This window comes from Ruegeria sp. BB6, assembly GCF_056539385.1.
In genome coordinates this window covers 629,785-643,026 of record NZ_JBQFUW010000002.1, presented here as the reverse complement: position 1 = coordinate 643,026, position 13,242 = coordinate 629,785, and the positions used below count along the sequence as shown (strand labels likewise).

13 protein-coding genes are annotated in these 13,242 nt (G+C 58.9%); 11 read left to right on the top strand and 2 right to left on the bottom strand.

Going from position 1 to position 13,242, the window contains the following annotated elements; genetic code table 11:
- The first annotated feature begins 29 nt into the window (after window positions 1-29).
- The 5 genes from ACR0B7_RS07565 (at window position 30) to ACR0B7_RS07545 (ending at window position 5,504) form a co-directional block, all read left to right on the top strand.
- On the top strand, window positions 30-1,562 hold the full coding sequence (locus ACR0B7_RS07565) for an acyl-CoA carboxylase subunit beta (protein ID WP_170576566.1): 1,533 nt from the start codon (window positions 30-32) through the stop codon (window positions 1,560-1,562).
- 100 nt (window positions 1,563-1,662) lie between these two features.
- Window positions 1,663-2,148, top strand: coding sequence for a DUF6497 family protein (locus ACR0B7_RS07560; protein WP_480681203.1), 486 nt, complete (start codon window positions 1,663-1,665; stop codon window positions 2,146-2,148).
- Window positions 2,149-2,284: 136 nt separating this feature from the next.
- Window positions 2,285-2,638 carry a hypothetical protein gene (locus ACR0B7_RS07555; protein ID WP_170411130.1) on the top strand — a complete coding sequence of 118 codons (354 nt, stop codon included), beginning with the start codon at window positions 2,285-2,287 and terminating at the stop codon, window positions 2,636-2,638.
- A 502-nt stretch (window positions 2,639-3,140) separates the two neighbouring features.
- The gene (locus ACR0B7_RS07550) at window positions 3,141-3,344 is read left to right on the top strand and encodes a hypothetical protein (protein WP_170384500.1); all 204 of its coding nucleotides are present in this window, start codon (window positions 3,141-3,143) and stop codon (window positions 3,342-3,344) included.
- Between the two features lie 114 nt (window positions 3,345-3,458).
- A complete protein-coding gene (locus ACR0B7_RS07545) occupies window positions 3,459-5,504 on the top strand; it encodes an acetyl-CoA carboxylase biotin carboxylase subunit (protein WP_170483972.1) in 2,046 nt (681 codons plus the stop codon).
- Window positions 5,505-5,580: 76 nt separating this feature from the next.
- Here ACR0B7_RS07545 and ACR0B7_RS07540 read toward each other — a convergent pair whose 3' ends face one another.
- Window positions 5,581-6,027 carry a DUF4174 domain-containing protein gene (locus tag ACR0B7_RS07540; protein ID WP_170483970.1) on the bottom strand — a complete coding sequence of 149 codons (447 nt, stop codon included), beginning with the start codon at window positions 6,025-6,027 and terminating at the stop codon, window positions 5,581-5,583.
- Window positions 6,028-6,196: 169 nt separating this feature from the next.
- On the opposite strand from ACR0B7_RS07540, the gene scpA reads away from it, so the two are divergent.
- The 6 genes from scpA to ACR0B7_RS07510 all read left to right on the top strand — a co-directional run bounded on the left by scpA (window position 6,197) and on the right by ACR0B7_RS07510 (window position 11,656).
- Window positions 6,197-8,323, top strand: coding sequence for a methylmalonyl-CoA mutase (gene scpA, locus ACR0B7_RS07535; protein WP_170483968.1), 2,127 nt, complete (start codon window positions 6,197-6,199; stop codon window positions 8,321-8,323).
- Window positions 8,324-8,422: 99 nt separating this feature from the next.
- Entirely contained in the window at window positions 8,423-9,025 is a 603-nt protein-coding gene (locus ACR0B7_RS07530; protein WP_170483966.1) for a VOC family protein, read from the top strand.
- Entirely contained in the window at window positions 9,022-9,546 is a 525-nt protein-coding gene (locus ACR0B7_RS07525) for a GNAT family N-acetyltransferase (protein WP_170483964.1), read from the top strand. The genes ACR0B7_RS07530 and ACR0B7_RS07525 overlap by 4 nt, the downstream gene beginning before the upstream one ends.
- A 9-nt stretch (window positions 9,547-9,555) precedes the next feature.
- Window positions 9,556-10,236 (top strand): molecular chaperone DjiA, encoded by a 681-nt coding sequence (locus ACR0B7_RS07520; RefSeq protein WP_170483962.1) that lies wholly within the window; start codon window positions 9,556-9,558, stop codon window positions 10,234-10,236.
- Between the two features lie 5 nt (window positions 10,237-10,241).
- Window positions 10,242-11,246: an exonuclease/endonuclease/phosphatase family protein gene (locus ACR0B7_RS07515; protein ID WP_170569345.1), complete on the top strand. Its 1,005-nt coding sequence runs from the start codon at window positions 10,242-10,244 to the stop codon at window positions 11,244-11,246.
- Between the two features lie 38 nt (window positions 11,247-11,284).
- The gene (locus ACR0B7_RS07510; RefSeq protein WP_170483958.1) at window positions 11,285-11,656 is read left to right on the top strand and encodes a hypothetical protein; all 372 of its coding nucleotides are present in this window, start codon (window positions 11,285-11,287) and stop codon (window positions 11,654-11,656) included.
- A 3-nt stretch (window positions 11,657-11,659) separates the two neighbouring features.
- Here the strand turns inward: ACR0B7_RS07510 and ACR0B7_RS07505 are convergent, their stop codons facing one another.
- The gene (locus ACR0B7_RS07505) at window positions 11,660-13,204 is read right to left on the bottom strand and encodes a Ppx/GppA family phosphatase (RefSeq protein WP_170483956.1); all 1,545 of its coding nucleotides are present in this window, start codon (window positions 13,202-13,204) and stop codon (window positions 11,660-11,662) included.
- Between the last annotated feature and the right edge of the window lie 38 nt (window positions 13,205-13,242).

The following is a 13,242-nucleotide window of genomic DNA, read 5'->3' as shown; positions in this document are numbered from 1 at the left end:
CCCGCCAAATTTCATAGGGGATCAACGTCATGAAAGACATCCTGACCGAACTTGAGGACCGCCGCAACGACGCCCGGCTTGGGGGTGGACAAAGGCGTATCGACGCTCAGCACGCGCGTGGAAAGCTGACTGCGCGCGAGCGGATTGAGCTGCTTGTAGACGAAGGCAGCTTTGAAGAGTTCGATATGTTCGTCAGCCATCGCTGCACCGATTTCGGGATGGAAAACCAAAAGCCTGCAGGCGACGGCGTTGTCACCGGTTGGGGAACCATCAATGGCCGTATGGTCTATGTGTTCAGTCAGGATTTTACAGTGTTTGGCGGATCCCTGTCAGAGACGCACGCGCAGAAAATCTGCAAGATCATGGACATGGCGATCCAGAATGGTGCCCCCGTGATTGGGATCAACGACTCGGGCGGGGCGCGAATTCAGGAAGGCGTGGCGTCGCTGGCTGGGTACGCCGAGGTGTTTCAGCGCAACATCATGGCCTCGGGCGTCGTGCCTCAGATCAGCGTGATCATGGGGCCCTGCGCTGGTGGCGCAGTCTACAGCCCTGCGATGACCGACTTCATCTTTATGGTCAAAGACACGTCATACATGTTCGTAACTGGCCCGGACGTTGTGAAAACAGTCACCAATGAGGTCGTCACGGCCGAGGAGTTGGGCGGAGCGTCCACCCACACCAAGAAGTCCTCGGTCGCGGACGGCGCGTTCGATAACGATGTCGAGGCTCTGGCCGAGGTTCGCCGTCTGGTCGACTTCCTGCCGCTCAACAACCGCGAAAAACCGCCGGTTCGCCCGTTTTTTGACGAGCCAAACCGTGTAGAAACCTCGCTGGATACACTGATACCAGACAATCCGAACACGCCCTATGACATGAAAGAGCTCATCACCAAGGTGGCGGATGAGGGCGATTTCTACGAAATTCAGGAAGACTACGCCAAGAATATCATCACTGGCTTTATCCGGCTTGAAGGGCAGACCGTTGGCGTTGTGGCCAACCAGCCTATGGTTCTTGCCGGGTGTCTCGACATCGACAGCTCGCGCAAAGCGGCAAGGTTTGTGCGCTTCTGTGATTGCTTCGAGATTCCGATCCTGACGCTGGTGGATGTGCCGGGCTTCTTGCCCGGAACGTCACAGGAATATGGCGGTGTCATTAAGCACGGCGCAAAGCTGCTGTTCGCCTATGGTGAAGCTACTGTACCCAAAGTCACAGTGATCACCCGCAAGGCATATGGCGGGGCTTATGACGTGATGGCCTCAAAGCATTTGCGCGGCGATTTCAACTATGCGTGGCCAACGGCCGAGATTGCTGTGATGGGTGCCAAGGGTGCGACCGAGATCATCCACCGCGCCGATCTTGGCGATGCGGAAAAGATCGCTCAGCACACGCAGGACTATGAGGATCGTTTCGCCAACCCGTTCGTGGCGGCTGAACGCGGCTTCATTGATGAGGTGATCATGCCGCAGTCTACCCGCCGTCGTATATCCCGCGCCTTTGCAAGTTTGCGGAACAAGCAACTGAAGAACCCGTGGAAAAAGCACGACAATATTCCGCTGTAACGCCGTCAGCAAGCCAGTCCACCTGGATTCTGCCCGCAGGCGAATTCGGGTGGGGTGGCTTACCTAGCGGCAAGTTTGACTTTGAGGTCAAAGCTGTTAAATGAATGTGTTTATCAGAAATTGGAAAGCGCGGGCCACAAGCCATGCGCGCGCGATCCCGGAGAGAGGAGCCTGCCTTTGGTGGGTCCGGGATCGCGCCTTTATTCTGATCTTTCTTGGCTTGCCTTCCCTTACGTTCGCAGATTCTGAGGCTTTGTTGCCTGTTCCCTCTGGCCAGCCTGTGCACCTGAGTGATGTTCTGCTGGACACCAATCCGGGTGAGCTGTGGGTGCGCTTTCGTTTTGTCGCGCCCAAGATCGGGGCCGAGGTCGGGCGAATCGGTTACGATGTCGCCTCGGTGGATATGGAGCATTTGTGCCAAACGCTGGCAGTTGCCTATGTCGCACAATACGAACTTGTGCCGGCGCGGGTTGTTATCTCTTTGTCTGATCGGCCCACCGAATTCGGTCGAGCGTCCCCCGATGCCACACAGTTTTTTGAAGCCTACCGGCTGGAGCAGTCGCAGTGTATCTGGGAGGGGCTTTGACGGTGAAACACAGTCTTGAATCAGTCAAAGCATTTCTGAACAGCACAGAGGCTTTGGAGGTGCGCGAAATGGCTTCGTCCGGCAGTGGACATAATTGTCTTATCTTATCTCGTTTTTTCGCAGGCGAGGTGACAACATGCTAAAACATCGCGGTTTTCCGGGACGACTGGCCGGAACGGATTATCAATTCACAATTCGCCGGGCGAACCCAAAAGGCGTTACGCCTTTGACACGACGTGAGCGGTTCCGCGATCGCAAACCTGCTGACCGGCGCGCCGATGCTGCTTTCATTGAGGCGCTGTGGGCCCAGTTCGGGGATCAACCGTTCGAGCGCGGGAACCTTGATGCTGGCCGTCTGAGCTGGCTGTTCGAGCGTGAGGTCGTTCCAGCCGAGGATCCGTTTGACCCTGCCAGCTATGATGCGCTGCTGGTGATAGACCTTGATGTCGCAAAACTATCCTTTCCAGATATCTTCGACGGAGTTCGCTGACCGTGCGCGCCGCTGCCTCATATCTCTGCGAGAGCACGTCTCGCCGTCCGATGGGATCAGCGGGCCGGGTGGCAATTCGGAAATCATCGCAGGTTCGTCGCGGTGTCGGGGCGGATTCTCTGGCGGATTCAGTGGAATATGGGGGGTTGCCGGTCGGCGCATTTCTGCGCGAGACCTGCCCGGATGGGCAGATTCCAGCCGGAAAGATTGTATGTCGTGAATCCCGGTTTGCAGCCGCAACCTCTCCGTGCATGGTGAGTGGGCCGTGCGGCTCTACTTTGCCTGCGCCGCACATGCACCTACTATTCCGTACCCCTTCCTTCCGCGGGCAGGCTTGTGAGACCCACAATTCCCTGCCCGCGTTTTTCTTTGCGCATGAATTGCGCAAAAAGCGGCATAAATCTGCGCAAACTCCAAATTTGATCTGCCTGATATTGAATAACAAGGTGCGAATCCGACATGTGCCCCCGAACGCATCTAAATACCTGAAGGGGCAGACATCATGCGAATTTCAAAAGTCGTTCTCGTACTGGCGACATGCGCGGGCCTTGCGGCCTGCGGTGAAAACACGGGCGAACAGGCGCTGCTTGGCGGCGGCGCAGGCGCGTTGGGGGCGGCCGTCCTTAGCGCCGACCCGTTTGTGGGGGCTGCAGTCGGTGCCGCCGGCAACGTGCTTTACTGTAAAACACAGAGAAACTGCTACTAACGTAATCTTCGGGGCGCGCGTCGCCTCGACCGTCATCGCGCATCACGCCGTCGCGGGGTTTAGGCCCTGCGGCGGCGTTTTGCGTTTCCAGAACACCAAGACAAAGGACGTCCCATGTTCAACAAGATCCTGATCGCCAACCGGGGCGAGATCGCCTGCCGGGTCATCAAGACCGCGCGTAAAATGGGTATTGGCACCGTCGCCATCTACTCGGATGCGGACAAGAACGCATTGCATGTGTCGATGGCGGATGAAGCTGTCCATATCGGGCCGCCGCCTGCGAACCAGTCCTACATCGTGATCGACAAGGTCATGGATGCGATCCGTCAAAGCGGTGCACAGGCGGTTCACCCCGGATATGGTTTCCTGTCTGAGAACTCTAAGTTTGCCGAGGCCCTGGACGCTGAAGGTGTTGCTTTTGTCGGCCCGCCGGTTGGTGCGATTGAAAGCATGGGCGACAAGATCACCTCGAAGAAAATCGCGCAGGACGCGGGTGTTTCGACGGTTCCCGGATATATGGGCCTGATCGAGGACGCGGACGAAGCGGTCAAGATTTCAAATGAAATCGGCTATCCGGTCATGATCAAGGCCAGCGCTGGCGGTGGTGGTAAAGGCATGCGGATCGCGTGGAACGACGAAGAAGCGCGCGAAGGCTTCCAGTCGTCCAAGAACGAGGCCGCGAACTCTTTTGGTGATGACCGTATCTTCATCGAGAAATTCGTGACCCAGCCGCGCCATATCGAGATTCAAGTTCTGTGCGACAGCCACGGCAACGGCATTTACCTGGGCGAGCGTGAATGCTCGATCCAGCGCCGTAACCAGAAAGTCGTCGAGGAGGCTCCGTCGCCGTTTCTTGACCCCGAGACCCGCAAGGCCATGGGCGAACAGGCGGTCGCGTTGGCCAAGGCCGTGGACTATGCAAGTGCCGGGACGGTGGAATTCATCGTGGATGGCGACAAGAATTTCTACTTCCTGGAAATGAACACGCGTCTGCAGGTGGAACACCCTGTGACCGAGCTGATCACTGGCGTCGATCTGGTGGAACAGATGATCCGCGTGGCGGCTGGTGAGAAATTGACCATCACGCAGGATGACGTGACCCTGACCGGCTGGGCGATTGAAAACCGTCTGTATGCCGAGGATCCCTATCGCAACTTCCTGCCCTCGATTGGTCGTCTGACCCGCTATCGCCCGCCAATGGAAACGGCTGCCGGTCCCATGCTGGTGAACGGCAAATGGCAGGGTGATGCGCCCGAAGGTGAGGCCGCAGTGCGCAATGACACCGGCGTCTATGAGGGCGGTGAGATCAGCATGTATTACGACCCGATGATCGCCAAGCTGTGTACATGGGCCCCGACCCGTGAGGCCGCGATCGAGGCGATGCGCGTGGCGCTGGACAGCTTTGAGGTTGAAGGCATTGGCCACAACCTGCCGTTCCTGTCTGCCGTGATGGATCACCCGAAGTTCATCAGCGGCGACATGACCACCGCCTTCATCGCCGAGGAATATCCGGACGGGTTCGAGGGTGTCGAACTGCCCGACGGCGACCTGCGCCGTATCGCGGCGTCCTGCGCAGCCATGTACCGCGTTGCTGAAATCCGTCGGACTCGCGTGTCGGGCCGTATGGACAATCACGAACGCAAAGTCGGCAACCGTTGGGTTGTATCGCTGCAAGGGCAGGATTTTGCGGTTCGCGTCGGGGCGGACAAGGACGGCGCGACAGTCCGGTTCGAGGACGGATCAACCCTGCGCGTCGCCTCCGAATGGACGCCCGGTGATCAGCTTGCGGTGGTCGAAGTGGACGGTGATCCGCTGGTCATGAAGGTCGGTAAAGTCTCGGGCGGGTTCCGTATCCGCAACCGGGGCGCAGACCTGAAAGTGCATGTGCGCCGTCCGCGCCAGGCGGAGCTGGCCAAACTGATGCCCGAGAAACTGCCGCCCGATACCTCGAAAATGCTGCTCTGCCCGATGCCCGGCCTGATCGTGAAGGTCGATGTCGAAGTGGGGCAGGAGGTGCAGGAAGGTCAGGCACTGTGCACCGTCGAGGCGATGAAGATGGAAAACATCCTGCGCGCCGAGAAAAAGGGCGTGGTCGCCAAGATTAATGCTGGCCCCGGCGACAGCCTTGCCGTGGATGATGTGATCATCGAGTTCGAGTGATCGTGGCGGCGCTTTTGTCATATCCCTTTGATGCCCCGGCGTTCCGCGCCGGGGGATTGGGGCGTGGCAAAAGCGTTCAGCCGCCCCCGCGCCGTTCGCGGATTTCGCGTTCACGCAGGGGGGTCTTGTCGATGGAGCGGCCAATCTCGCGCACGCTCCACGGCGACGGTTTGCGCAGTTTGACCACACCGTCCTTGTCGACAAACACCATCTGGAACCCGCGCGGACGCAGTTGCGACCGGATCGGGGACCGGGCCGACGGGTCCGTATCTGTCAGCACCACGACGTCGCGGTCCCGCATGGCCGCTTCGCCCTCGACCAGCATGTCGATCTGCTGTTGGAACCGTGGGTCCGCTGGGGTGTCGGCAAAGACGACGATGGGTCGGCTGACCCACAAAAACTCGCTGAGATCGCTGTCACCAGCGGGGCGGACGAATTCGTCTTCGGCAGACGCAGACCCGTCAGCGGCGAGGACCGCCAGCGGGATTAGTGCCGAGAAAACAAGGGCAAGCGTTCGTGTCATTGGGCCTCCTGTCCCATCGAATATAGCCCCTGTGTCGATGAATGCGACCAGTGAAATGCAATGCGCGCTCAATTTGTTGCGTGCAGCCCGACTGGACCGGGCAATCCGAAACATAACTGCGGGCAGGTTCCTCTCTGTGCGCGACCCGAAATAGGAAAAGGAAATCGCCATGACCGATACCAAAGACTGGCAGGCGCTGGCCGAGAAAGAGCTGCGCGGTCGTCCGCTGGAAGACCTCACCAAAGAGACGCTGGAAGGCATCGACGTCAAGCCGCTCTATACGGCCGAGGACACTGCTGATCTGCCGCATATGGGCACGTTGCCGGGGTTCGGCCCGTTCACGCGCGGGGTCAAGGCCACGATGTATGCGGGCCGCCCGTGGACGATCCGGCAATATGCAGGGTTCTCGACAGCTGAGGAATCGAACGCCTTTTATCGCCGCAATCTGGCGGCCGGTCAGCAGGGCGTGTCTGTGGCCTTCGATCTGGCCACGCACCGCGGTTATGACAGCGACCACCCGCGCGTTGTGGGCGATGTGGGAAAGGCTGGCGTGGCCATCGACAGCGTCGAGGATATGAAAATCCTGTTCGACGGTATTCCGCTCGACAAGGTCTCGGTCTCGATGACGATGAACGGCGCGGTGATCCCGATTTTGGCGAATTTCATTGTCGCCGGTGAGGAGCAGGGCCACGACAAATCCGTCTTGTCCGGAACCATTCAGAACGACATTCTGAAAGAGTTCATGGTGCGGAATACTTATATTTACCCGCCCGAGCCGTCGATGAAGATCATCTCGGACATTATCGACTATACCTCGAACGAAATGCCCAAATTCAACTCGATCTCGATCTCGGGCTATCACATGCAAGAGGCCGGGGCGAACCTGGTGCAAGAGCTGGCCTATACGCTTGCCGATGGCCGCGAATATGTGCGCGCCGCGACGCAGGCCGGGATGGACGTGGACAAATTCGCGGGCCGTCTGTCGTTCTTCTTTGCCATCGGTATGAACTTCTTCATGGAGATCGCCAAACTGCGCGCAGCCCGCACCCTGTGGCACCGCGTGATGACCGATTTTGGGGCGAAATCCGAACGATCCAAGATGCTGCGCACCCACTGCCAGACGTCTGGCGTGTCGTTGCAGGAACAAGACCCCTATAACAACGTTATCCGCACCGCATACGAGGCGATGAGCGCGGTGCTGGGCGGCACGCAGTCGTTGCACACGAACGCTCTGGACGAAGCGATTGCCCTGCCTACCGATTTCTCGGCCCGCATTGCGCGGAACACCCAGCTTGTGTTGCAGGAAGAAACCGGCGTGACCGACGTGGTCGATCCGCTGGCAGGGTCCTACTATATCGAAAGTCTGACCAATGAGCTGGTCGAAAAAGCCTGGGCGCTGATGGAAGAGGTCGAGGAGATGGGCGGCATGACCAAGGCCGTTGCCTCGGGCATGCCCAAGCTGCGGATCGAGGAAAGCGCCGCGCGCCGTCAGGCGATGATCGACCGGGGCGAAGAGGTGATCGTTGGCGTCAACAAGTACCGTAAGGAACAGGAAGACCCGATCGACATTCTGGACGTCGACAACGTCGCTGTGCGCGAAGCGCAGGTGGCGCGACTGGAGCGTATCCGCGCCACCCGTGACGAAGCTGCATGCGAAAAGGCGCTGGACGCGCTGACCAAGGCCGCCCAGGAGGGTGGAAACCTGCTGGCTGCTGCGGTCGAAGCCGCCCGCGCCCGCGCATCCGTAGGAGAGATCAGCATGGCAATGGAAAAAGAGTTCGGCCGCCACCGCGCCGAAGTGAAGACGCTGGCCGGTGTCTACGGGGCCGCCTATGAGGGCGACGAAGGTTTCGCCGCCATCCAGAAATCCATCGAGGAGTTCGCCGAGGCCGAAGGCCGCCGCCCGCGTCTGTTGGTGGTCAAGATGGGGCAGGACGGTCACGACCGGGGTGCCAAGGTAATCGCAACCGCCTTTGCCGATATCGGGTTTGACGTGGATGTTGGCCCTCTGTTCCAGACGCCGGCTGAGGCCGCGCAGGATGCAGTGGACAACGACGTGCATGTGGTCGGGATTTCGTCGCAGGCGGCGGGTCACAAAACGCTGGCCCCGCAGTTGGTGGAAGAACTCAAGAAAGCCGGGGCCGAGGATATCATCGTCATTTGCGGCGGTGTGATCCCTCAGCAGGATTACCAGTTCCTCTATGATCATGGGGTCAAGGCGATCTTTGGTCCGGGCACAAATATCCCCGAGGCGGCGCAGGACATTCTGCGCCTGATCGGTGAGGCCAAGGGTTAATGCGGATTTCCCGCTGAAAACTCTTGTGATCCTGCGTCTTTGACGGAAACATGCGACCAGATCCGCTTGGGTCTGGTCGTTTTTCGTAGGAGGGCGCGTATGTTACTCGATCATCTGGCTGTCGCGGGTGAAACGCTTGAAGAAGCCGCTGCTCATGTCGAGCAGGCGCTGGGTGTCCCCTTGCAGGACGGCGGAAAGCACGAGAAGTTCGGAACATACAATCGGCTGCTCGGCCTGGCGGATGGCCTGTACCTTGAGGCGATCGCGATTGACCCGTCTGCGCCGCGCCCTGATCGGACACGCTGGTTCGACCTTGATCGGTTTCAGGGAAGCCCGCGACTGACAAACTGGATTTGCCGTGTCCCGAACATCGAAGCATCGCTTGACGTTTTCCCGGATGGTGTCGGACATCCCATTGACCTGACCAGAGGCGCACTGAGCTGGCGAATGGCGGTTCCCCCCAACGGGCGGCTGCCCTTTGACAACTTGTTTCCTGCATTGATCCAATGGCACGGGGATTTGCACCCCGCGCAGATGTTGCAAGATAGCGGATGCCGCCTGCGAAAGTTGGTTGTGTTCCATCCTGACGCGCTTGAACTGGCAAAACTGCTGGGTGCGATGGACCGCGTAGTGTTCGATTCCGGCCCCGCTGCCTTGCGCGCGGAATTTGAAACGCCCCATGGCTTACGCGTGCTGGAATGATCATTCGTCAGGCAAAAGTTGCCGATGCGGATGCCATTGCTGAGATCACCAATCAGATCATTCGGGACACTCTCATAACCTTTACCACCGCAGAGCGCGACGCGGACGGCATAGCCGGCGATATCCAAAACCGTGGCCCGGCTTATCTGGTGGCCGAGTTGGAGGGGCAGGTTGTGGGCTTTGCCACCTACAGCCCGTTTCGTGCAGGTCCCGGATACGCGCAATGCCGCGAGCACTCCATCCAGCTCTCACCCGAGGCGCGTGGGCACGGCACTGGCCGAGCGTTGATGACCGCGTTAGAGGCCGTGGCCAAGGACGAGGGCGTTCATGTCTTGGTTGCTGGGATATCGTCGGCAAACCCGGTGGGGGTTTCGTTTCATGCGGCACTTGGCTTCAAGACAGTCGGGCACATGCCCGAGGTTGGGTTCAAGTGGGGCAAAAGGCTGGATCTTGTGCTGATGCAGAAAATTCTTGCCGCAGACCCATTGGTTGCACCTGACACCGGCGAATTGGGGCGCTAGGGTGCGATCATGTCGATCTGGACCCGCATATCTGACGCGCTGAGCGCGCTTGCACAGGGCGAAAGCCTGACCGCTGTTTTCGAGAAACTGCGTACGCCTCCCGAACGGTCGATCGCGTTTACCATCGCCGTAATCGCGCTGGGTGCGAAAATGGCCAAGGCTGATGGGCAGGTGACGCGGGATGAGGTCACAGCCTTTCGCGATGTGTTCCGGATTGCACGCGAAGACGAGGCCGGCGCTGCCCGCGTCTTCGACATGGCCCGGACCGACGTTGCGGGGTATCAGGAATACGCCCGCAAGATCGCCGGAATGTTCGCCGATGACAGCACCACGCTCTGCGATTTGATGGAAGGATTGTTCCATATCGCGATGGCTGACGGGTTTTATCATCCGAACGAAAACGAGTTTCTAGAGGAGGTCAGCCGGATTTTCGGGCAGACCGAAGCCCAGTTTCTTGCGCTGCGGGAAAGGTTTGTGCCGGACGCGCCCAAAGACCCTTATACGGTGCTGGGCGTCCCGCGTGACATGCCCTTGCCCGATATCCGCAAGGTCTGGCGGCAATTAGTGCGCGAAACGCACCCGGATGCAATGATATCGCGCGGGGTGCCCGAAGAAGCCATTCGTCTGGCCGAGAAAAAGATGATCGACATCAATCGCGCCTGGGATCAGATCAACGGCGCCCGAGCCTGACGCTTATGCGATTGGCGACCTACAATATCGAGTGGTTTGCCAATCTATTCGACCGCAATGACCGGCTGATTTTTGACGACAGTTGGTCGGGCAGGCACGATGTCACGACCGCCCAGCAGGTCGAAGCGATCGCCAAGGTACTGACAGCAATCGACGCCGACGCCGTCTTGATCGTCGAAGCGCCGAACACTGGAAAAACACAGAATACAGTCCGCGCTTTGCAGCGGTTTGCCGAGGCATTTGACCTGAGAACCAGTCATGCGGTCATGGGGTTCGCGAACGACACGCATCAGGAATTGGCCTTGCTGTATGATCCGGGCGCTCTTTCTGCGGTTCATGACCCGATTGGAGATGACGCAGCACAGTCGGATTCCCCTCGCTTCGATTCGGTGTTTCAAATCGATCTCGACATTGATGAGACCGAGGATCAGGTGCGATTTTCAAAACCGCCGATGGAACTGGCCATCAAAACTCCGGCCGGTGCTTCGTTTCGCCTGATCGGAGCGCATCTGAAATCCAAAGCTCCGCATGGGGCGGACAGCCGCGACGAGGCGATCCGCATTTCTATCGCCAACCGGCGCAAGCAACTCGCCCAAGCGGTTTGGCTGGCGCGACGGATCAAGGCCCATATTGCCGAAGGCGAAGACGTCATTCTTTTGGGTGATCTGAATGATGGGCCGGGCCTTGATGAGTTCGAGAACCTGTTCGGTCGGTCTTCGGTCGAGATTCTGCTGGGTTCCGGGTTGTATGATCCCAACGCTGTCACCGCCTATGGGCCAGAGCCGGGACTTGTTCCGTCTACGGCCCGTTTCCCACGCCCGGACACAGGCGGGTATCTTGATGCGCTTTTGGATTACATCATGATCAGTGACAGGTTGCGCGGGCACCGCCCGGACTGGCGCATCTGGCATCCGTTTCACGACCCGGTTTGCCGCGATCGGCAAGATTTGCACGACGCTCTGCTAACAGCGTCAGACCACTTCCCGGTAACCTTGGATATTGACCTCTGACCTTTCATCAACCGCCTCAAGCGCTTATATCTCTGACTATGAAAAACCTTTTCTCGATCTGTGCGATAACCACCGTGATGGCGTTTCCAGCGCATGCTGAAGACGAAACCGGACAATCTTTGATGGAGCAGGGCGCAGAGCTGTTCTTAGAAGGGCTGCGTCAGGAAATGGAACCTGCGCTGGAAGATTTGCTGGGGCTGGCGGATCAGTTCGGTCCTGCCATGCAGTCTTTTTTCCAGGAAATGGGGCCAGCATTGGCGGAATTGGCAGGTGAAATTCAGGACTGGAGCACCTACGAAGCACCGGAAATCCTGCCCAATGGCGACATTATCATCAGGAAAAAACAGCCAGAGGCGGAACCGCTGCCCGCACAGCCCGACGAAGTGCCGGAAGGGGCAACGGATATCTAAGGATCAGCCCTTGATGATCACGCGGGTATCGGACTTCAGTGCGCTGGCCAAAGAGTTCAGCCGCGCTTCGGCGACCTCATTGAACAGAAGCCCCGCTGACTTTGGCAGGAAAAGGTCCAGGTGCCGCTTTTTGGGGTAGAAGCGCAACGTTCCCATTGGCGCATCGCTCTGCATCCATAACATCGCCCCAAAGCGCATGGCCTTGCCCAGAATTTCAGCTTGTTTCTGGCCTTTTTCGTCAAGCAGTTCGTATAGCGGCGCGAACCGGTTGCCCTCGCGTTTGTTGCGGTAACGATGCTGCAATGCAAGTCCGATGAAGACCCGTTCAGAGTGTTTCAAACCGCCCAGATTGGCCCGGGTCACATTGTCGAAACAAACTTCGGCCCGGTAATCAGGATGCGCCCGCCAGCTTACATCATGCAGCAGACACGCGGCCTTGATCAGCCGAACCCGAGCAGTAGGGGCCGATTTGAACAGGGGCATGACGAAGTCGAACAGGTGTTTGCCGAAACCGGGCAGACGCGCGTCCTTGGCCTCGGAAAAGCGGCTGGCTTCTATCAGCGGATCCCGGTCCCGTAGGTTCTGAGGCATTTGCTCGTACAAAAGTCCCTCGCGGATTCCATAGCTGGATATCGCGATGTCCTTGGGTTTGAATGTTCGCACCAGTCGGGCAAGCACGTCCATTGCATAAGGGATCAGCGCCATGCGCGACCCGGAAACCCCCGCTTGGCTGCGCAGCTTTTCAGGGTCGCCTTTTTCAATGAACTTGATGGTTTCGCGTACTTGCGACGTGGTCATGCGATACTCGTGCAGGACGTTCAGCGGATACCCCCGCCGCAGCATGTCCAGACGCGCGAAGGCACGCCAACTGCCACCGACCAGGAACAGGCGATCACGTTGCGGACCCATTTGTGCGCGCAGATCCTCCATCGTGCTCTTGATGTGGTTTTTACGCGCGCGTCGTCCGCCTTTGATGTCCCGCAGTTTGAGCGGACCCAGAGCCGAGGTCACGCGCCGCCCGACCTGACCGTCGCCAATCTCGGCCAGTTCCATGGATGATCCGCCTATATCGCAGATCAGCCCATAGGCGCCGGGCCACCCCAGCAAGACGCCCTGCGCAGACAGGCGCGCCTCTTCTTCACCATCGATGACTGAAACAGTCAGGCCGGTTTCACGGTGAACTTCGGCGCAAAACTCGGGGCCGTCTTTGGCCTCGCGCACGGCGGCGGTCGCGACAACATGTAGCCCGGGCAGGCCAAGATCTTCGGCCAGTTGGTTGAACCTTTGCAGCGCGGCCAGAGCACGCTGCCGTCCGCGTGGGTTCAGGCGACCGGTCTCAGAGAGGCCAGCCCCAAGTTCGCACATGACTTTTTCGTTGTAGAAATACGCCGGGGAACGCGCAGCCCCGTCAAAGATCACCATCCTGACCGAGTTTGACCCGACATCAACAACACCCACGCGCGACAGGGCGCGGGCCTCGGGGTCGTCGAACAGTGGCTTTCCGAAAGGCCCCCAGTCGGGGATGTCGGTTTCGACGGTCTGATCCATGTCTTTTCCAGATATTCCGGGCTTAGAATGCGAGATCA